Here is a 19,367-nt window from a genome sequence, read left to right as displayed (position 1 = left end):
TACACGAGCGGGTGGTCAGCGAACCAGAACAGTCCCTTCCACACCTCAGCGTTGGGAATGCCGAAGAGGTAGATGTTCAATCCTCCGATTGGGGAAAGCAGGCTCCACATATCAGCGATAAAGACAGGTATATTTGCCAAGGCCATCATTATCATGTCCATGACAATGAACCCTATGGGAGTGGGAACTAACTTGCCCTGCACCCTGCCCTCAAAGCTAGTACCTATCACAGAGGCCATCTCTAACCATTCGGCGATAACCATGGTTCCATATCCTATGTACCAGGTTACCGAAGCCTGTAGGGGGTTGAGGAAAGTGAAGAGATACTGGTTCTGTATTCCTCCTAGGTTCATCATGAATAGCGCAAAATTGTTTAGCCAGAAGCCGAAGTTAGCGACCTTGGGCCATTTCACGAGCCTTGACCCATTCAGAGCGGGTATTACATAAAATGCAAGGGAGAATACTGCCGTGAAGGCTGCGCCAAACACCATGTCCATGACGTGGTTGGTCATGGCCTGGAAGTAGTACGCAGGATCCAGGACCACTGGTACGCCTTCACTGCTCAGTCCAGCCTGACCCCTCAGGAACAGCGCGAAGGCTCCTCCAATGAACAGCCATGCTATAGCTGTCAGTAACAGCTTAATGCTCAGGTTTTTGTAGTCTTCGGTATAGAGAACCTTCGCCAGGAGTGATCTCCTAGCTTCTCTCTCCTGTACCTGTTGATACTTCCTGCTCCATTCCAGTAATTTCTCCTGTTCAAGCTTCTTAATTTCCTCTCGCGTAGCCATATCTATCAAGATCAGGTTGGAGAAGAATTCTTTAAACTGAGACGTTTTTATAAAAAATCGAAGGACTGATATCGATCAGAGAAAGTCCAGTACAACGTGTTTAAAAGAACGGGAAATTTTTATAAAAATTGTTAAAAAGAAAATTCATATCTTAGCTGGTTGCGTTCAGCACAGTGAAGGAGAACTGGTTTCCGTCAGTTAGGACAACATTATATTTACCTGGAGATAAATTGACGGGTATAACCAGAGTGTCATAACCCACGTAGATCTCGTATACCGGAGCATAAGCTGAAACTATGGAGCCATTAGAAAGAGGTACGGACTCCAGATAATAGTAAACCGTGGGAGTCGTGGAGAATGTGGAATTGGATATGGACGATATCTTCACGACTGTGTTGTTATCCTCGTTATCGATAATCAATTTCAAACCCTTGATTGTCTGATAATTTATGCTACCGTGAGCATACACTGGGATAATGTATACCCCATAGGATACGTTATACGACGGAACGAACTCAGAACTTGGTATTAAGCTTTGAAAAACAAAATATCCCGTTAGGGCTATCAACACCACAACCGTGGCCACCACAAAAAAAGTTCTTAACTTCACCATCCCATCTCAGTCCTGCATATATGCACCGGCCATTATAAGTGCTAGCCCAACAACAGCTATGGCCAGCCCAGCTAGGTCAGTGCCAGTCACCGTGAAGGCGAAGGATGCAGGGTTGGGTTTCAGCAAGGTATAGCTGTAAAGGGTGAGCATTATCACCGATATGGCTACCAAAAAGCCTCCAGGAATTATTAGACCCCAGACTTTCATGTTCATTTTATGCTCACGTATAACTTTCGAATCTAACAAAAATAAAAACCTTTCCTTATTTTCCTCGATAAGTGATATTTGAGGTAGGAAGGTTCCTAACCAATGGGTTTTGGTGGAGAGGAACTCAATCCATCATGACCCGTTAAATGTAGAAAAGCTTGAATTAGTACCGATCCCTTCATGGGAAGAATAAAGGGAAGGCTTCCATTACTTTGTTGGCCTTACATTTCAAGGCCTCTATCTAGAAAGTGTTTCTATAAGTGCCCAAAATAGAGCATACTCAAGGAAAATAAAGCTTTTAAATAACAAATCAACAGTTATATTAAAAAGGATCCCTCATGTGTCACTACAGGCTCCTGAAGATAGAAAGGCCCACGAAGAAAAGTGCCAGGATTCTGCTTCTCAGAGAGGAAGTGTTCGAGACAGTATTAAACGAACCCTACTTTTCCGTAATGACTTCTGATGATTGGAGTAAAACAGGGATTAGCAAGAGTTACTACTACTCCCTTTTGAAGGACCTTAGAAAGATGAAACTCATGGAAGATAATGCCATAGCATTCAGGGCAATTCTATCTTACAAATATGAGGCTAACTGCATTAAGCTAATTCCTCATAAGATAGCGTTCGTATCAAATGGAAAAATTGGCGTAACTATGAAACTGGACCAAAAGGCTGGTTGTCTATCCTGTCCGTTGATAACTGAATGCACCTATGGTCTCAAGCTAGTGAGGAACGAGGTTAAGGTTAAGTTAGCTTCTAATCTCACCGATCCTCACTCCCGATGGCTTCACACCATATTGGGGTTGATAGAGGGTGTAAAGAGCGGTGAACAGGACGCAGAGATTATCATTAGTTAATTCTATGATGACTTGTTCATTACACGGAGTTTTCCTCCCAATGAAATCTCTGGAGATGTTCCTATAAACCAGAGCAATACTTAATATTTGATCTTAATCTATGTCTCTAAATTAAAATTGTAAGGACAGTAGCTTTGCATTGGACTTTTAGTGGTTAGGATGATCAAGAGTTTTACAACATTAGTGAAAATGTAATGAACAATCAGTGAAAACAGTCCCTTTCAAACTATGACCGTTTTCCTCTAAAATAAAAAAACTTACTATGATTACCTATTCAATAAGCATACTAAAAAATCTTTAAGCCCCGTTAATGTAAAACCCCGTTAATGTACGGTTGTACCTATCTCATTCAAGTTGTGTGAATTTTCTGAAAACTAGGTTTTTTTGCCAATCGTGGTGACGCCTTAGCCTACTAAACCATTTTTAACATAGTTCTTTTTCCAGATATTCCAGGGTACTATAAGTTGGTTGTGAAACGTTATCTCCCCAGCCACCGCAGGAAGAATATGAAAATTACAATGATATTTACCTTAACAATCTCAAAGACCTTGAGTCAATGAGTCAATATCTATAATTATTATTTTAGAAATACACGAAAATGGTATCTTACTAAAGAAACAAAAGGTTTTTAAGTAGGTTTATTGGGGTTGTTATTAAGGTGAAAAGGTGAAACGAGGTACTGTAATAGCTCTATTCTTCGTTTTATGTATTGTGGCTATCATATCCCTGGAGACACAGTATAGCACCTATGATTACATGGGATTCAATCCCAATTTCGTCTCTGATCATATTCCTGCTGGTGAAGGTGTAGTTCACGCTGAGTTCTCCAACGCTATAGGCTCCTATAAGGGTCCATACGTTATAATATACGTTACTGGTCAGCAATGGCACTGGGACTTTTATCCTCATGATAAGGTTTATACGAACTTCACGGTTGTTCCAGTAGGAGAACCCGTGGTGTTCGTAATCCACAGTGTTGATGTGTTCCACGAATTCTTCATCCAGGCAGCGACCTCCAACTTCACTATTCCTCTGAGCGTAGGTGCCGAAGCGGTGCCCGGCTATTATTCATACCTAGTATACGTGTTTCCACAACCAGGACTATATCACGTTGCGTGTGCTGAGTACTGCGGTACAGTTGCCACTGGTTTAGGACACTCCTGGCTAGTAGGTACCATCCTGGCAACTTCCAATGCAACTCTGGCCTCCCAGATAACCGGCGGTGTCATGCCACAGGGAACCTGGGATCCATATGTGAACTCTTCGGGGTGAAGAAGATGGCGAACAGTAATTCATTTCTGTATCTTGGAATAATCCTCGCCATTATTGGTCTAATAGTTCTTGTGGCGGGCACGAGGACAGTAACATATCCCGCAGAGTATTTCGATGTAAATGGAATGAACTTAACCTCAGGGACAACTGCAAATTACTTCATTAACTTCTTTGGTCTTGCCATTTTCCTGTTCGGGATAGGCTCTCTCCTATCTCACGCAGAACTGAGGAGGAGGTCAAGGAAATGATGTTTTCCTTTTCCCTAGTTCGTGAGGTGAGAAAGAATGGCTAATGGAAATAACGTAAAAACTCTTCTCATTCTAGGTTTCGTTTTTATGTTAGTGTTAGTAGGTGTGGCCTATGGTGCAGATGTTCTACTCAATGCCGCGTCAAATGCTGCTAATACCGTGACAGCATACTATATTCCCAATGCCCAGATCAATGAGGGAGATCCAGGTTCAGAGATATTCTGGCAGCAAATACCCTGGAGCTCAGTTCCGTTAGAACCCACAGTTCCCGTACCTGATGGAATCTCCGGCCATACGACTATAGTGTACGTGAAGGCCGCCTGGACTTACGTACAGGGAGTTCCCTACATCTTCATTCTGATGAAGGCACGTGTAGTGGGACAAGAATCCTGGTTAGCATGTCCGGAGAGAACACCCACAGGGCAATTATGGCAACCCTTCGTGGATTCTGTACCTCAAGGATGGTGGGTGGTTAATGTATCCTATAGCGCAAACGACCAGGGCGTAGCCTCGGTCTACACTCTCCCCACATCTAAGCAAATGGGTTATCCACCAGGTCAGGCACTCGTTAACCCTATCACGATATACGTATACAACCAGAGTGGCAAGTTATATGGTCAAATAGTGGGTGCAGTAGATCCACAGGGTAACCCGCTCAACAATGGTAATCCAATAAACATCACTTCAATAAACCTCGACTACAACGGAACTCCCGTAACTTCATTGAGCCAGTTCTTGGCCATGGGGCTTAATGGTACAACCTGGGGACAGGATACGTACAACCTGTTCTATCCAGAGGATACAGCTGGTTATGTTTCCCTGTTCTACAACAGTACCTACATGTATCCAGAGAGGTTTGCAATTATGTGGCTACTAGGGGGAGTTCCTAGCTCTTGGACGCAAGTAGCCTACACCCCGCACATGATGCCAGGTACTTCAGGTGCGCTCTCAGCAGGACAGGCCGAATTGTGGATATTGAACAACAATCCTAGGGCCAACAACACTCAAGATACTGGTTATCCTGGTCCAACATTGTTTAGCAGAACTTCACCACCTCCCTATACTCACTACCCCCAGTATAAGGATCCCCTCAACCTGGGATACTTGCCAAATCAAGGAATAATTGCTGATGCGTTCGTTAACGGCTCCTCAATTTACTACATAGGAGGCAATTACCAGGTGGCATTCCCATCCCTTAACAACCCACACGTCAATCCGTTCCAGGTCATGAACGGGATGGTGAACGGCTCAGAGTTGTGGAACCCATCAGTAGTGGCTACGGGCTTCCAGTTCGTTAACTCTCCAACAGGTCCGTACATGATAGCGGAGTTCGCCAGGACTTTCTCCACTGTGGGAGTATCCGGAGGACAGGGAGAGTCAAACTATCAGATCCAGTTACAGCCAGGTCATACCTATCACGTGGCATTTGCCGTGTTCCAGGGTGGATCTGGAGAGTCTGTAGACTTCAAGTCCATATCCTTCTGGTGGAACCTCTACATCCAGCCAGCCAACTCCAGCTCCATAGGATTCCTGCCACTCATCCTTCTGGGTAATGCCTTTGCAGCTCCTGCTGTGGCGTTCTTCCTGATGAGCTACAGGGGTCTTCCAACTCAGATAATAGTAAGGTTTAATACAATAATCAAGATATTTAGGCAGATAGGAAATGGACCGCAAGCCAGGAGTTAATTTAACCCTTTTTTCTACAATTTATGTTTTCGCTCTCATGCTTGAATTGTTATTCAATAGAGAATTTTTGGCCGGGGTTATCCCCATCGGCATGGCGGCAAGTACGCCTATGGTGGAGAGAGTGTTTTCAATCATGTTCGTGATAGGGGAGATCGCCTTTGGACTTGTCCTTATACTTCAACCAATACTGGTGGGAATGGCAGGTTACTATTCAAGGATTAATGGTAAAGGTAAGGCCTTAATCTGGGCCAGTCTGTATCTCTCCCTCCTCTTGGATGCGGTCCATCTCTACCTGGGCTATGATAATACCTCATTCAATCCACCAGTTCTCTACTCGCTGGTTTATGTGATCATTCTGATTTCCACGGTAATTATGGTATCTGCTTACCTTAGGGAATGGATCCTGTTATTCGCCTTCATACCTGACGTGCTGGCCTATCTTGTCCTGATAGGGAACTGGCTTATTCAGCTGAGCAACAGCTCTGCCTATGGGGCTATAACCGCGTTCGCTGGTCAAGTCATGGCTTACGCGGTAATTATATCAGGGGCGGGTTTCGTCGTGTATGCGCTCAGACGGGGTATTTCAAAGAAGTTCTTGCTTCCGGTAGTCGCGCTAGCGGTTGTGATAGGTGCGCTAGTTTACCTGAATGCCATTCCTGGTCTGGGAATCATGATAGGTGTGGTATTTCCCTATGTTCTAGGCATACTGGGTGTGAAGGACTGGATGCCCCCCATAATATTCGCAGTAGCCATCCTGGGCTTGGGATCAGCGTTCCTCCTCTACAAGAAGGATCCGGCAGTATCCCTCGCGTCATTGGCTCTGTTCTTCGGGGCGCTGGTATTCGACACTGTTGATACAACGGTCTACCTTCTAATTCCTGTTGCTGCAGTATCCATCCTGGCTTTGCTCCGTGGACAGAAAATTCCTCAAAAAACTGAATGATAACCTTACAAGTAGGGGTTTGCGATCTTTATGCTCTGTGATCGACTACTTTCTGCGTGAGTAAGAGGTCCACGTTTCTTCGCTCCTCACTGGGAGCACTAAGGTAAGGGGGAGGGTCAATTCATCATTTTCTGCTTCTTGTAACGTCACCTCGTGAAATATGACTTAAGAAATCCTCTCATTTTATAAGATATACACGTAAATTGCATTTTTACAACAAAAATATCATGAACACCTATGATCCTGCCATAAACATTTATAAAGTAGAATAATTAAGTAAAACATGATAAGTATGGCTGGAGTAAAATTTGCTAGGAGGGTTTTGGGATCAGTCATAGCAGCTATAGGGGTGGCTGCGTGGATATCAGATTTGTTTCTAATACAAACCTTACCATACACCGAATACGCCAACGATGCCTTTGTTGCCATAGTTCCACTTTCTGGAGCAGTGCTAGTGGCAGGGGGAGTTATTTTAGGACTGTGGAATTAGGGGGTGAACATAACGCCTAGGACAAGCGATTCATATCTTTTTCTAGGATTGGCCCTAATTGTGGCCAGTATAAATCCGTTTTCCTTAGAGATTTCAGCTTCACAGGAGGTCGCCAAGTTCTCCTTTGATATGATGCTGGTTTGGGGAGCAGGTCTTATGGGGATATGGCTGGCCAGATTCATGTATAACAAGGGAGGCAGAAGTTTCTCGTCCTTTCTTGATTTCAACTATAAGACAAGAGGGCTGGTGCTGTCATGGTTAATAGGTGGCGCACTACTTACCTACTGGTATATTCCTGGGCCATTTGAGGCAAGTGTAACCAATGCGGGTGCTAGAGTCCTTCAAGTGGTATCCTTCACCGTTGCTGGATTGCTCTCAGGTATAGGCTGGGATGCCATGACGAAGGTATGGAAGAGTATCACAATTTTTGCTGTGTTCAGCATGATGGCCACAATGGCAGAAATTTTCCTGGAAATGGGATCCTATTATGCTGTGGACGTGTATAAACCCTATTCTGTCTCTCAGCTGGTGGAGACGTCTTACTTCCTGTTTGCTATGGCCTTCGTTCCCTCAACGTATTACATGGTAAAGATATTGAAGGATCTAGATATATTCTAATCTTTTTCTACTCACTAGATTTTTCCCATTCTCTAGGCCTTTTACCTGACCGAAACCTCGAAAGGTTTTTATATCATTTCTTAGTATTCTATCTTGATAAATAATGGCACTTTTAGAGACACAGCTTAACCTCTATCAGGTCAATTATTTTCTAATGTCAGTGGTGTTTCCAATATGGTACTACATCATCATGTGGAAGGCCGACAAGGATCCCCAGGTTGACCTCGATCAGCTGGTGAAACAAGAGTCCTCATGAGGGGGTCCTTTGGAATCCGTAAAGTTAACCGATATTTTTAACGTGAAGAAAAGCAAGGTAGTTTTTTTCGTGACTTTTGCACTCTATTTTGTATTTTATCAGTATGTGGACAGGATACTACTCGTGAGTAATGTTATCCTGCCTCAGGGAGTTAACGTGGTGGTCACCACATCTACACCCGTAGCTCCCTCTCAGATGCCCTATCCCCTCTGGGGGCCCTTTCTCGCCATCACCACAAGGTACTTCGATTGGGCCATGACTCCGCTCTCCCTGGGGATTTCATTCATTCTCTCCTTCCTTGTGGCGCTTAACGTAACGCTGTATATCGCCCTCTTCTCTCTGATGAGGGCGAAGAGTACCCACAAGTTAGCTGTTTCCCTGGGTCTTCTTGCCACGTCGCTCTCATGTTCCTGTGAGCTTTTCACTGCCCTGATAGGTGCAACGGTCTCAAACATACCGTTCCTTATTTCAATCGCCTTCATGGACACGCTGGGAGAGGTTCTAACTATCGTGGCGGGGGTAATTCTCACCATTTCCTCGCTGGTGATAGCTTCCGAAATAACAGGATCCAATCCCTTTGCGTGGATGAAATGGAAGCATGGGATTGTGCCGGCCCTCGTGTTCACAGGTGCCATGTTTCTTATTCCATCATCCACAGTATTCTTCCTTGTGAGGATAGTTGACGGGCTTCTCGCCGGAGGGATCTGGGGTTACATACTCTCCAGGGGAATAAGCATATCGCAGGGTATTAGAAGGGGTCTGTTCCTAGTTTCTATGGTACTTATTACTGTTCAATTCTTACTTTTCCCCTTCATTCCCACTTGGGCCTTCTCCGCAATATCCATCGTTGCAGGTCTGGTGGGATCTCTAGGTTATACCTCTCTTAAACCCTGGGTTAGACTGGGACTCCTGCATGTCATTGGCTGGTCGCTCATAATGCCCGGTCCCATATCCTTAGTTCTGGGATCTCCAATTCCGTTCTATAACATCACTGGAGGACAGGCGATACTCCTCTGGATAACTGCGTGGATTTTTGGAACACCCATAGCGTGGTTGGCGGGGATCCAGTATCTTCAGTATATAAGGGACAAGATGAGCCAGTACTCCCTTGTTCCCTCACAGTTCAGTATTAGATCTAGGAATGATGGGCTGACCTGGATACTTCTTGGGGCGGTGGCTGTGGTGTCCCAGATTCTGTTCTTTATGACCCATTCGGCCTATTTCTTGGATTACAACGGATACGATCTGATATTCCTGGAGACAATGACACTTTCTGCCACCGGACTGATGGTAGCGGGACTGGTCCTCATGGGTTATGGGGGGTACGTAATGATCAGAAGCAGGTACACCATTCCCAAGATCAACAGGAAATACTTTGTGATAGCGAGCGTGGTTTACGGTATTGTGGAGATGCTTGTGACGAAGATGATGATAATAGCCCCCACAGGATACCCTTACCCGCCGGTCCTGGTTCTGCCATATGGCGAGCCTATGTATGCCCCAGCGGTTACCATATACGTCCCTGGAGTGATAGGATTTTACCTCTATCCCGCCTCCTTGCTGGCCCTTATCGCATCTTCCCTGTTATCCGGAGCAATATGGGCCCTGGTTTTCCAGACCAGGAGGAGGAACCTGGGATCCCTCACTGCGTTCAGCGTGCTTACAGCGTGTCCTTCCTGTGGGCTCTCAACCGTGGGATACGCTGTGACCTCGGTGTTAACGGTGTCCAGCGCCCTAATGACCTTCTATAGCGAACTGGGATTCACCATTGGTTCGGTGGGAATTCTGGTGGGCCTTTTAATCTACGTGATCAGGAGCTCCACTACCTGCAAGGTGGACGTAAGCAAGATAAGACAGCCTTGAGTGGTTCTACTATACTTTTTTACTCTGTAGACAATCTTTATACATGGAAAGCGTTAACATCGTGCTCCTGATGGGGATTGCCTCCCTCATGGTCGCAGTGATTGTGGTCCTCCTTTACTACGTCTTCAAGGTTACCACAAAGATTGGGACTTTCTTCCTTTACTTTGCCTTCCTCATGATGGCCTTCATGTTAATTGGGGCATCAATTTACCTCTTCAATCCCACCGAGACTAACCTTGGAATAGCTGTGGGAGTAAACATGGCCTCCATGATACTCCTTCTGGGATATTTCTTTGCGGTTGCTGAAAGACTCACGGATAGGATAGAGTTCAAGTGGTATCATTACTACTCCCTTTCGGGTCTGGTGGTGTTCAATGAGGGTCTCATGGGTCTCACCTTTGGACTTGCCCAGTTCGGGGTGAGGAGTTTCTCCAGTCCTGTTTCGGCCCTGGATAACTCCCTGAATAGCTACTGGTTCTTCTATCCCATGATGGCCGAGATGCTGTCCCTCTACCTAATCTCCTTGAGCAGGGGGAAAAATAACCTGAGCCTGTTTCCCCTCATAGGGATCTCAACCTTCCCGCCAGTGATCTTTGAGAACCTGTTGATCTGGAGGTATTTCTCGCTCGTTGCGAGTCTGGGTTTCTCGGTGGTAGGGATAGCTTTCAAGGGTAAATGGAGGTACATCTACGTGTTGCTGGCCCTGGGTTCGCTCCTGAGCTTGATTACGCCCTGGCTATTTGACGTGGGCATAATTTCTGGAATGATTCAGTACTATGTAACCTCGTTCAAGACAGAGAGAGTATCTAGGCCCACGTAACCTCGGGGAAGTCCAATTAAACGCTCTCCAGCCCTTTTCTGCAGTTACTGACTAGTAGTCAAAATATTTCTGAACATCTTTTATCACGAAGAACAGGAGAACTCCACAAACCACCAGGTCCAGTGCCAAAATGCCCATGAATAGCAGGGAACTTTTCACGAATATTATATCCATGAACAGCACTATGGCAAAAAGGAGACCTATCTGGACAAGATTTACAAGCGATCTCATTCCCTCTGTGGGCACATATCTCACCTTCTAAATATTTTTCTTGCAAATAATACCACTAGAAATGGAATCATCTCCACCATTATCAGATAAGCTGGGGCATACACTACAGTTCCCTCCAAAATACCAAGAATGCCAAGATATAGAATTATCATGAATATAAGTTTTATCTCAATACTTGATAAATAGAAGAGATCCAACCAGCTGACGAAGTCCTGCCATCCTATGCCCAGCACTATCAGCGTGAATATCCCCGACATTCCCACGGAGTAGACCCACAACCCGGCTATGGAAAATATCTCAAGCGTATGTACCAGTTAGCTTCACCCTTTCCGCGAATGAGTTGTAGTAGTTTACCATGGCTTGAGTGACTGTGGGCTTCACTGAACGTAAGGCCTCCACAAGGTCTTCGAACGTTATCTTGGAAGTCTTCCCCTCCTTCACTGACCTTCTAATAGCGAGGAGAACTGCCCTGTTCACAGTTCCCTTTATGTCCGCAGGCGTGAAGTTCTCTGTCATCTTTGCAAGATAGGAGAAGTCAATTGAGTCATCGAAGGGATGTCTGGTTACCAGTTTCTGAAACATCACTTTCCTGGTCTCGTAGTCCGGAGGGGGAACGTAGACCAGTTTCTCTAGCCTGCCTGGTCTTATGAGCGCTGGATCCACTATGTCCGGTCTATTTGTGGCTGCCATAAATATCACCCTCTCCTTCCTTGAGGAGACGCCGTCCATTTCTGTCAGCATCTGGCTCAGTGCCCTGTCGGTCACCCTGTTTGGGTCAGATCCCCTTACAGTGGCTATGGCGTCTATCTCATCGAAGAAAACCACTGTGGGGGAGGCCTGCCTGGCCCTCTTAAACACCTCCCTGATTGCCCTCTCCGTCTCTCCCACCCACATGTTCATGAGCTCCGGTCCGCTCACCGCAATGAAGTTGGCTCCACTTTCGTGCGCCACGGCCTTAGCAAGCATGGTTTTCCCTGTTCCCGGTGGCCCATACAACATGACTCCTGAAGGAACGTCAGCCCTCATTTCCTCGTAAAGCTTGGAGTATTTGAGGGGCCACTCAACCACCTCTTTCAATTCCTGCTTAACCTGATCCAGTCCTATTATGTCCTCCCACGTTACGTTGGGGATCTCCACCCTGAATTCCCTGAGTGCTGAGGGTTCCACAACCTTCATGGCGTTCTGGAAATCCGCCATGGTGACCCTCGCCTCCTCGGGGTTCTGGGTTCTGCGCAGGGCACTCATGGTTGCCTCCCTCACAAGGGCCTCCAGGTCCGCCCCAACAAACCCATTGGTCATTGACGCTATTGCCTCAAGATCCACATCCTCAGCCAGGGGAATTCTCCTTGTGTGAATCCTGATTATGTCAAGCCTGGCCCTCTTGTCTGGGACCGGTATCTCTATTTCCCTGTCGAATCTTCCAGGTCTCCTCAATGCTGGATCTATGGCATTGGGCCTATTTGTCGCACCAATGACCAAAAGCCCTCCACCGGAGGACACGCCGTCCATGAGAGTCAGTAACTGTGCCACTATCCTCTTGTCAGCCTCGCCGTTAGTTACATCCCTGTTTGGTGCTATGGCGTCAATTTCATCAATGAATATCATGGAGGGAGCAGATTTTTCAGCCTGTTCAAAGATATCCCTCAGCCTCTTCTCGCTTTCCCCGTAATACTTGGAACCTATTTCGGGCCCACTTATGAAGAAGAAGTTCGCCATAACCGAGTTTGCGAGGGCTTTGGCGATCAGGGTCTTCCCTGTCCCTGGAGGGCCATACAGCAGGACTCCCTTTGGAGGACGGAAACCAAACAGCCTAGGAACCTCAGGCTTAACCAGTGCTATGTCAATTATCTCCTTCAAAGACATTATCTGCTCTGTTAGACCACCCACGTCCTCCAGGGACACCAGCGGTATATTCTTCTGGGTCTGTTTTATTACCTCCCCGGTGATTTCGATTTCCGTTTCTCCTACAATCATGCCCACCTCAGCCCTGGGCTCGAAGGATACCACTGCAAACTCGCCCTGCTTCGTGTTCAGTGGCATGCCCCTTGATACAGGGATACTTCTGAGCTCCAGGTTTAGTCTCTTGGTGTCAAAGTTTCTCTGCGCAGACGGTGCCAGAACCAAGGAGTTCAGGGGAACAGGTTCAACTTTTCTAATCACCACCTTCTCTCCATTTCTAATTCCCAGGTACCTCATTACGTCCTCATGTACGGAGACACCACCGGTGTTCTCCCTATCCTCCTGTACAAGGAGTGGAAAGAGTCTGTTGGTTACCAGCACAACGGTTTCCCCGTAGGAGATTCCCTTTGATCTCATGAGCTCTGGATCAAAGAGACAGGTATTCCTGTTCTTGACCTTTCTAGTCCCATTAAAGACCTTTGCAAAGAACTCGTTAGTCATCACTATCAGTTAATGTAATACTGCTAGGGATAAAAATTTTCATAAGAAAATCCAACGCATTGAAATCCCCAAATTTTAAAAGAGTTGCTTCCACTATCTCAAAAAGGCTAATATTTTATAGATCTGAGAACAATAAAATCTAGGTTTATAGGGCGTTACCCCATGAAATAGTTCATTAAATAATGAATGTGTAGAACCTTTATACAGTTAATACTATTTGGCGAGTACCTGATCTATTTATGTATCCTTTTATCCACTCCCTTTCTCTTTACTTAAATATCCGGAAAGTGCTTAATAGATATTCCTAATTATAATTATCTTTTTATAGCAAAGACAGGATAAAGTTTAAATAATTTATTTTCAAACTTCATGTAAGTTAACAAATCTTAGAAATCTTTATAAGAGATGTCTCGAGATTAAGAAAGGGAGGTTATACACAAAAATGTATAGTCATGTTAAATTATGTATAAAAGTGGTGAGATCATGGAGAAGTTAGAGTATAAGGTTACTGGAAAGGTAAAGAATTACGAAAGAAGATTCAATTTCTATGTGGCACTTTCCACCGTGGGTACTGGAGTGTTTACTGGCTTAGCGGTGTTACTAAGGCAGGTCCTGTTGATTGAGACTGGTGTACTGCTGTTCACCACAGCTCTCACAATACTGGCTGTAAACCTAGTACTTGACCTTACAGTGAAATCCCATTCCAACACCTGGGTATTTGCCTCTCCCCCAAGGGAGATCGTGAAGAGAGTGGATAGGGTGGGCAAGGAGATTTGCGAGCATCGCCCATCTCTGCTTGAGGGAGATAATCCGGTTTCCAGGCTCGTCTCCAAGATCTTCAAGAAGAGCTGGGCACATTTCGCCATAATTCTACCCAGTTTCGTAATATTCTACGTGGTCATGGTGGTTGGTCTCATTGGTTATCAGAAGCTGGGCCCCGCAGGAATATCACTGGTGAACTTTGCGTCAGATATTAGCTGGCTGTTCTGGTTCCCTCTCCTCTGGTTATTGACGTGGCTGGCCAATGGAAGGGCCTGGTGTCAGACGTGTCCCTTCAGCGGTCAGGCAGAGTGGGTCCACAGGCTACACCCATGGAAAAAGATGAGCAAGAAACTGGGGTTGAACTTGAGATGGCCCATAAAATACAGTACCATCTTCTACTCTGCTGTGGGTTTCTCAGTGTTGACGTGGATGGAGGAGTTTTACAACATAGGAGGTCCAGGAATCCCGGAGCTAACTTCCGTGGTGTTGATATATATAGGCGCACTGGAGCTCTTCATCAGCCTGCTTTTCCAGGACAGAACGTTCTGCAGGACCATCTGCCCCTTAAGTGCCCCACTTGCTATCACCACGACAATTTCACCTCTCGGCACCTTCAGGGCGAAGAACCCAGAGGTTTGCAAGTCCTGCACCACCAAGGATTGCATGAGGGGTAACGATAAGTTCCACGGTTGTCCATGGTTTGCCTCTCCTGGTAGCAAGGAGAACTCTCCCATGTGCGGGCTGGCATCTGACTGCTACAAGGCATGCCCTCACGACAATATAGACTGGCAGGTAAAGAGGTTCCCATGGTTAAGTGACCTCACTGGAGGGAAGAAGAGGTTTGACATTGCATTATCAGTCACTCTGCTCACAGGGGTAGTCCTCTTCCAGTTCCTCAACGCGCTACCTTTCTACTCCATGGTTGACACCTGGTTAAGTCAGGTGACGGGCTGGGCAAGTTTCGCTCAGTTACTTGTTCCTGGATTGTCCAAGTTTGGTTACTCCACTCAAGGTTATCCCAACCCTCTAGACTACTTTGCCATTAACGTGATACCCATCCTCGTGGTACTTCTCGCTGCAAAATTCGAGGAGAGGAGAGGAGTTCCCTTGAAGTGGGGCTTCACCTCCATCTCTTATGCGCTTATCCCCATCTTTGCAGCCTCAATACTGGTCAGGAACCTGCCCAAGTTCCTGGGAGGATCCCCGCTGATCCTCAACGAAATACTTGATCCCACGGGTGCCGGAATGCATAACAGTGACATTTACTCCACCTTCTGGGGAAGCTTCCTTCACTCTCTTGGGCACGATCCCCTTAACGCCACCGCGGCCTGGTGGGTTCTCCTGGTGATGGAGGCTGTGATGGCCTTTGGAATCTACCTGGGGATTAGGGCTTCAAACATGCTAGCCGAGACCGACGGAGTCAGCAAGTGGACCTATTACGCGGTTGTTCTGGGCTTTGGAATTACCTTCATGCTTGTGACGTACTGGATGTCTTCGCCAGCCTCTCCCACAGCACCCTTCTACAACCCCTACCTGGGTAACCTGCTGTACAATCCGCTTCAGGCCACTCCACCATTCTGAGGTGAGAAAATGGATCCAGTGGTTCTAATAGATGTGGACAGATGTGTGGGATGCTACATGTGTCAGAGGGCCTGCGCCCTTGCCCAGTGCATAGAGATAAACGAGGTCACCAGGTTCGCGGAGGTGGTGAGACCTGAGGACTGCACAGGCTGTATGGCGTGCGAAAGGGCCTGTCCGTACAACTGCATAGTTGTGCTCAGCGATGAAACGCAGGTTCCTGTGAGAGCTAAGGTAACCCTTTCCAGGGTAAGGAGGTACTCATCCAAGAGACTGGTAACAGGAGATCCAAGTTGGACAGTGAAGAGGGGCGCAGAGGAAATGATGAGGGAAGGAGTGGGATCCCTGATAATCATGAATGGAACCAAGATAATCACCGAGACGGACGTTTTGGAAGCATGGATTGCCGGAAAACAGGATAAGCCCCTCATCGCCTTCTCTAAGGACGCGGTGACGATAGAGGGAAAGGCCACAGTGGAGGAGGCCTTGAGGATTATGCTGGAAAGGGGTATTGGACATCTGCCGGTATTGGAGAGAGGTAAGCTGGCAGGGATGATCTCCCTGCGGGACCTGTTGAGGGCTTCCTCAGTCACGTCTCCAATCCTGGGCGAGAGCATCATTCCCATAAATCCCAGGGAGAAAATAGAGAAGTACGCAATTCAGGTTCCCGTAGTTGGGAGGGTGACAAACAGGGAACTCTACTACCTTCTCAAGGAAAGGGGTCTTAAGGCCACCGTGGTAAAGGATGGAGAGCTGATTGGGCTAATATCAATCAGGGATCTGACCAAGGCGTTGGGCACGGGTAGGTCCCTGGACGATATGATAGAACCCAGATGGGTTAATCCCGTATCCTCTCAGGAGCAGATCTCCAGGGCAATAGTCATCATGATGGAACATAACATCAGGCATCTGCCCGTGATCCACGGTGAAGAAATAAGGATGCTCAGCATAAAGGAGATAGCTAAGCATGCAGTGTGGATCAAGGCAATGTGATTTTTAACCACTACTCCACTCTTTCTATTCCTCCTTCAGCCAAAAATGGAATAGCAAAACTCTGCATCAGGATACCGAGGGCAATGAGTAGCAACGTTCCGTTCAGCTCGTGTCTAATAAGTGGGTAGGCGAAAGTTCCTATGGCTCCTCCCAGTCTTCCCATAAAGAAGAGGATACCATTGAAGGTTCCCCTGTCCCTCGCATTTCTAAGCTCACCCATATAACGAAAGGAGGAGCTGAAAGCTATACCTGAGACAAGCCAAAGAGTGGCGATAGCTTCCAACCAGCCGGTAAGGGTGTACATGAGAAGAAGTACCGACGTTAAAAAGTAGGACATGGAGAGCACTGGCTTCTTAGAGGTCAGGAGGAAGGTTAAGCATGCACCAATTGCGAAAAATGTCCAGTTTGCCATCTGGGTTATGAAAGAGTGTCCGGGCACATATACTGCAAATGAGGCCAGAACCAGAGTGAGAATGAACTGTCCTATCCCCATAACAAATGTTTCTAGAGTTCCTGAGCGTATCCTAACCTTGGATGAGCCTAGCCAGACTTCACTCTCACTTACCCACCTGTGGAATATGAGAACAAGTAAGGGCGGTACTCCTCCAAGGAGAAGGACGAGTCTCCACGGAGAAAGAAAAAGGGGGATGGCTGTAGCGCTCAGGGCTCCCATGGCCCACGCGGTGAAGGAGAGTCCTACCCACTTCTTGGAAACCTCCTCCAGGAGAGTTACCGATGACGGGATTTCCCCTCCTATCCCTAGACCTACTAGACTCCTCCCTAGAATCAGGACTTCGTAGTTTGTAGCAGAGGCACTGATCAAAGCCCCCATAACGAAAAGGATGACAGAAATAAGGTAACCCTTCCTTCTACCCATGACATCGCACAGGTAACCGAGAAGAACTGCGCCCACTATGGAACCCATGAACGAGGAAGAGACCAGGAGACCTGTCTCGAAACCTGTGAGCCTGAAGGTCTTGATTACCTCTCCTAAAACGCCCGCTATTATCAGGAGATCAAATCCATCCGTGAAGCCTCCCATTGTCAAGACCAATAGTGTGCGTTTCATGAATCGAAATGATGTCATCAACTTAAATAACCTACGAAATATGCAAAAATTGCACATTTATTATGTGGAGTTTAATTCGATCCCTTTTAATTCGTTAGACGTTCATGTGGAAGAGATTTTGGATAGGGTCTGCTCACAGGGAGCTCAATGAAACGTTAGTCATATGTCCGTGACGGGTTTAGGTATTTATTGGGATTGCTCAAGGATTTCTACCCATCTTGGCCATTGCAAAGGGATCTCCTCCTTAAATTATCACAGTATCTATATTTTCTAAGAAGAAGTGGATTCAAGCGCAAAATTTAACTAAAATTTATTATCCCTCTAAGGCTATATTACCTAAATGAAAGTAATATCCTTCAAAGTAGAAAGAAATAAGGCCCAGGAGGCCTGGGACATACTGGAGAGGCAGAAGACCTCACTTTCATCTCAGATCAGAAAATATGTTGAAAGAATAATGGATCAAAACTTACCTGTTTCCACGGAACTTGAGAAGGATAGGCTGGTGATAATAACGGTAAAAGTTCCTGACGAGCTTTATCAAAAGATTGCCAGGTTTGTGGAGGAGAAACATGTTAAGAGAAGCGCGTTGCTCAGAACGGCAGTCTATATGTTTATCGAGGAAAATAAGGAAACCAAGGACGATGTGGCCACACTAAGTGCCACATAAGGTTAGGAAAAGGAATTTTACCTTAACACCTTTAATTTAGGCCTTACCTCCTCAGGGAATATATCCTTTGGTAAGTAAGCTGTTACTATCCAGTTAGGGACGTCGACCACTTGACTCACCTTCAGATCCACTACAGCGCTAGCAAGCATGTACGCCTCCACAGGAGTCATATGTGAGGAGAGGATGCCTATAATCCCCTTGATGGCCTTCTTAGCTGCTTCCCACAGGTTGGGATCCATACCCGGATAAGCTAGATACTCCTTGAAGTCTCCATCCCTTACTGCCCCGGTCTCAAATAGGGGTTGAGCTATTCCCGCGTTCTTGTGCAGAGTCACCTTGATGATCACGTCCATTGGGGCCTCTATGGCAGTTCCACAAACCTCACCGTCTCCCTGAGCTACGTGGGTGTCTCCCAGGGATAGGAGTGCCCCCTTCACGAAAACGGGGAGGTAGAGCTTCGTTCCTCTGGTCAGGTGTTTTATGTCCATGTTCCCTCCGTTCTCCCTTGGGGGTATAGTACTGAACCTACCGGGTGTGGGGAGGGCAGTGCCTATCACTCCGGGAAATGGTCTGGGCGGAACCCTGACCTCAATGTCACCAAACCTCGCCACTGCCTCCTTCTCCACCTTCCATATCTTTAGTGCCGGACCTGCTAGGTCAATGGGAGTGGTGTAGGGATCGTTGGCCAGAAAACCAAACCCTGGTAATACACCGGTCCACCCCCATCCCTTGGTGGAGAAGTCCAAGAACTCTATCTCCAGTGCGTCGCCGGGTTCGGCACCCTCGACCTCAATCGGCCCAGTAAGCGGGTGGATCCTGGAAAAGTCCAATTTAAGAAGGTCGGAAGGGAAGGATGAAGGGGTCACCTGTCCATCAGAGGCCTCTCTGGACTCCACAGTGACCACATCCCCAGACTTTATGGAGAGGACGGGACTTAGGGAATTATCCCACTTATTATGAATTTTATTCGAATGTATGGTGTACATATCATTATAGATGAAGGGAA

Annotated in this window: 21 protein-coding genes; 13 read left to right on the top strand and 8 right to left on the bottom strand. The window is 46.6% G+C overall.

Features of this window, described 5'->3' with window-relative positions; all coding sequences use genetic code 11:
* The 3 genes from L3N51_RS06825 to L3N51_RS06815 form a co-directional block, all read right to left on the bottom strand.
* Window positions 1-788: cbb3-type cytochrome c oxidase subunit I (locus L3N51_RS06825; protein WP_238026283.1), on the bottom strand; the 788-nt coding region annotated here is incomplete at its 3' end.
* A gap of 151 nt (window positions 789-939) precedes the next feature.
* Complete coding sequence (locus tag L3N51_RS06820; protein WP_238026282.1) at window positions 940-1,398, bottom strand: hypothetical protein; 459 nt, start codon at window positions 1,396-1,398, stop codon at window positions 940-942.
* 9 nt (window positions 1,399-1,407) lie between these two features.
* The gene (locus L3N51_RS06815) at window positions 1,408-1,614 is read right to left on the bottom strand and encodes a hypothetical protein (protein WP_238026281.1); all 207 of its coding nucleotides are present in this window, start codon (window positions 1,612-1,614) and stop codon (window positions 1,408-1,410) included.
* A 332-nt stretch (window positions 1,615-1,946) separates the two neighbouring features.
* On the opposite strand from L3N51_RS06815, the gene L3N51_RS06810 reads away from it, so the two are divergent.
* The 10 genes from L3N51_RS06810 to L3N51_RS06765 all read left to right on the top strand — a co-directional run bounded on the left by L3N51_RS06810 (window position 1,947) and on the right by L3N51_RS06765 (window position 10,661).
* Complete coding sequence (locus L3N51_RS06810; protein ID WP_238026280.1) at window positions 1,947-2,465, top strand: hypothetical protein; 519 nt, start codon at window positions 1,947-1,949, stop codon at window positions 2,463-2,465.
* Between the two features lie 666 nt (window positions 2,466-3,131).
* Complete coding sequence (locus L3N51_RS06805; RefSeq protein WP_238026279.1) at window positions 3,132-3,737, top strand: quinol oxidase; 606 nt, start codon at window positions 3,132-3,134, stop codon at window positions 3,735-3,737.
* Between the two features lie 5 nt (window positions 3,738-3,742).
* A complete protein-coding gene (locus L3N51_RS06800; RefSeq protein ID WP_238026278.1) occupies window positions 3,743-3,985 on the top strand; it encodes a hypothetical protein in 243 nt (80 codons plus the stop codon).
* Window positions 3,986-4,021: 36 nt separating this feature from the next.
* Window positions 4,022-5,671: an ethylbenzene dehydrogenase gene (locus L3N51_RS06795; RefSeq protein WP_238026277.1), complete on the top strand. Its 1,650-nt coding sequence runs from the start codon at window positions 4,022-4,024 to the stop codon at window positions 5,669-5,671.
* Window positions 5,672-5,708: 37 nt separating this feature from the next.
* On the top strand, window positions 5,709-6,614 hold the full coding sequence (locus tag L3N51_RS06790) for a hypothetical protein (RefSeq protein ID WP_238026276.1): 906 nt from the start codon (window positions 5,709-5,711) through the stop codon (window positions 6,612-6,614).
* 292 nt (window positions 6,615-6,906) lie between these two features.
* A complete protein-coding gene (locus L3N51_RS06785; protein ID WP_238026275.1) occupies window positions 6,907-7,104 on the top strand; it encodes a SepZ protein in 198 nt (65 codons plus the stop codon).
* A 3-nt stretch (window positions 7,105-7,107) separates the two neighbouring features.
* A complete protein-coding gene (locus tag L3N51_RS06780) occupies window positions 7,108-7,722 on the top strand; it encodes a DUF1404 domain-containing protein (protein WP_238026274.1) in 615 nt (204 codons plus the stop codon).
* 103 nt (window positions 7,723-7,825) lie between these two features.
* Complete coding sequence (locus tag L3N51_RS06775; RefSeq protein ID WP_238026273.1) at window positions 7,826-7,978, top strand: hypothetical protein; 153 nt, start codon at window positions 7,826-7,828, stop codon at window positions 7,976-7,978.
* Between the two features lie 9 nt (window positions 7,979-7,987).
* Window positions 7,988-9,841, top strand: a complete 1,854-nt coding sequence (locus L3N51_RS06770) for a hypothetical protein (RefSeq protein ID WP_238026272.1) — start codon at window positions 7,988-7,990, stop codon at window positions 9,839-9,841.
* 43 nt (window positions 9,842-9,884) lie between these two features.
* Window positions 9,885-10,661 (top strand): hypothetical protein, encoded by a 777-nt coding sequence (locus tag L3N51_RS06765; protein ID WP_238026271.1) that lies wholly within the window; start codon window positions 9,885-9,887, stop codon window positions 10,659-10,661.
* Window positions 10,662-10,712: 51 nt separating this feature from the next.
* Here the strand turns inward: L3N51_RS06765 and L3N51_RS06760 are convergent, their stop codons facing one another.
* From L3N51_RS06760 to L3N51_RS06750, 3 genes are read right to left on the bottom strand one after another with little or no spacing between them, the layout of a single operon-like run.
* A complete protein-coding gene (locus L3N51_RS06760; protein ID WP_238026270.1) occupies window positions 10,713-10,907 on the bottom strand; it encodes a hypothetical protein in 195 nt (64 codons plus the stop codon).
* A gap of 5 nt (window positions 10,908-10,912) precedes the next feature.
* The gene (locus L3N51_RS06755; RefSeq protein ID WP_238026269.1) at window positions 10,913-11,170 is read right to left on the bottom strand and encodes a hypothetical protein; all 258 of its coding nucleotides are present in this window, start codon (window positions 11,168-11,170) and stop codon (window positions 10,913-10,915) included.
* A 19-nt stretch (window positions 11,171-11,189) separates the two neighbouring features.
* Window positions 11,190-13,292, bottom strand: coding sequence for an AAA family ATPase (locus tag L3N51_RS06750; protein ID WP_238026268.1), 2,103 nt, complete (start codon window positions 13,290-13,292; stop codon window positions 11,190-11,192).
* Between the two features lie 483 nt (window positions 13,293-13,775).
* Between L3N51_RS06750 and L3N51_RS06745 the strand changes: the two genes are divergently transcribed.
* The gene (locus L3N51_RS06745) at window positions 13,776-15,635 is read left to right on the top strand and encodes a 4Fe-4S binding protein (protein WP_238026267.1); all 1,860 of its coding nucleotides are present in this window, start codon (window positions 13,776-13,778) and stop codon (window positions 15,633-15,635) included.
* A gap of 9 nt (window positions 15,636-15,644) precedes the next feature.
* Window positions 15,645-16,625: a CBS domain-containing protein gene (locus L3N51_RS06740; RefSeq protein WP_238026266.1), complete on the top strand. Its 981-nt coding sequence runs from the start codon at window positions 15,645-15,647 to the stop codon at window positions 16,623-16,625.
* A gap of 10 nt (window positions 16,626-16,635) precedes the next feature.
* On the opposite strand, the gene L3N51_RS06735 is transcribed toward L3N51_RS06740, so the two are convergent.
* Window positions 16,636-17,694 carry an MFS transporter gene (locus L3N51_RS06735; RefSeq protein ID WP_238026264.1) on the bottom strand — a complete coding sequence of 353 codons (1,059 nt, stop codon included), beginning with the start codon at window positions 17,692-17,694 and terminating at the stop codon, window positions 16,636-16,638.
* 340 nt (window positions 17,695-18,034) lie between these two features.
* Between L3N51_RS06735 and L3N51_RS06730 the strand changes: the two genes are divergently transcribed.
* Window positions 18,035-18,361, top strand: coding sequence for a ribbon-helix-helix domain-containing protein (locus L3N51_RS06730; protein WP_238026261.1), 327 nt, complete (start codon window positions 18,035-18,037; stop codon window positions 18,359-18,361).
* A gap of 17 nt (window positions 18,362-18,378) precedes the next feature.
* On the opposite strand, the gene L3N51_RS06725 is transcribed toward L3N51_RS06730, so the two are convergent.
* A complete protein-coding gene (locus L3N51_RS06725) occupies window positions 18,379-19,347 on the bottom strand; it encodes an acetamidase/formamidase family protein (protein WP_238026260.1) in 969 nt (322 codons plus the stop codon).
* Window positions 19,348-19,367 lie beyond the last annotated feature (20 nt).

This window comes from Metallosphaera javensis (ex Hofmann et al. 2022) (genome assembly GCF_022064045.1).
Taxonomy (GTDB): Archaea; Thermoproteota; Thermoprotei_A; order Sulfolobales; family Sulfolobaceae; genus Metallosphaera; species Metallosphaera javensis.
The sequence above is the reverse complement of the archived record's forward strand: the minus strand, read 5'-3'. Positions and strand labels throughout refer to the sequence as shown.

What these genes read in the sequence shown, in the direction of transcription:
- L3N51_RS06810 (WP_238026280.1), top strand. Translation starts at nt 1,947, where the DNA reads ATGTGTCACTACAGGCTCCTGAAGATAGAAAGGCCCACGAAGAAAAGT.
- L3N51_RS06745 (WP_238026267.1), top strand. Translation starts at nt 13,776, where the DNA reads ATGGAGAAGTTAGAGTATAAGGTTACTGGAAAGGTAAAGAATTACGAA.
- L3N51_RS06800 (WP_238026278.1), top strand. Translation starts at nt 3,743, where the DNA reads ATGGCGAACAGTAATTCATTTCTGTATCTTGGAATAATCCTCGCCATT.
- L3N51_RS06750 (WP_238026268.1), bottom strand. Translation starts at nt 13,292, where the DNA reads ATGACTAACGAGTTCTTTGCAAAGGTCTTTAATGGGACTAGAAAGGTC.
- L3N51_RS06765 (WP_238026271.1), top strand. Translation starts at nt 9,885, where the DNA reads ATGGAAAGCGTTAACATCGTGCTCCTGATGGGGATTGCCTCCCTCATG.
- L3N51_RS06725 (WP_238026260.1), bottom strand. Translation starts at nt 19,347, where the DNA reads ATGTACACCATACATTCGAATAAAATTCATAATAAGTGGGATAATTCC.
- L3N51_RS06740 (WP_238026266.1), top strand. Translation starts at nt 15,645, where the DNA reads ATGGATCCAGTGGTTCTAATAGATGTGGACAGATGTGTGGGATGCTAC.
- L3N51_RS06815 (WP_238026281.1), bottom strand. Translation starts at nt 1,614, where the DNA reads ATGAACATGAAAGTCTGGGGTCTAATAATTCCTGGAGGCTTTTTGGTA.
- L3N51_RS06795 (WP_238026277.1), top strand. Translation starts at nt 4,022, where the DNA reads ATGGCTAATGGAAATAACGTAAAAACTCTTCTCATTCTAGGTTTCGTT.
- L3N51_RS06735 (WP_238026264.1), bottom strand. Translation starts at nt 17,694, where the DNA reads ATGAAACGCACACTATTGGTCTTGACAATGGGAGGCTTCACGGATGGA.
- L3N51_RS06730 (WP_238026261.1), top strand. Translation starts at nt 18,035, where the DNA reads ATGAAAGTAATATCCTTCAAAGTAGAAAGAAATAAGGCCCAGGAGGCC.
- L3N51_RS06775 (WP_238026273.1), top strand. Translation starts at nt 7,826, where the DNA reads ATGGCACTTTTAGAGACACAGCTTAACCTCTATCAGGTCAATTATTTT.
- L3N51_RS06790 (WP_238026276.1), top strand. Translation starts at nt 5,709, where the DNA reads ATGCTTGAATTGTTATTCAATAGAGAATTTTTGGCCGGGGTTATCCCC.
- L3N51_RS06785 (WP_238026275.1), top strand. Translation starts at nt 6,907, where the DNA reads ATGGCTGGAGTAAAATTTGCTAGGAGGGTTTTGGGATCAGTCATAGCA.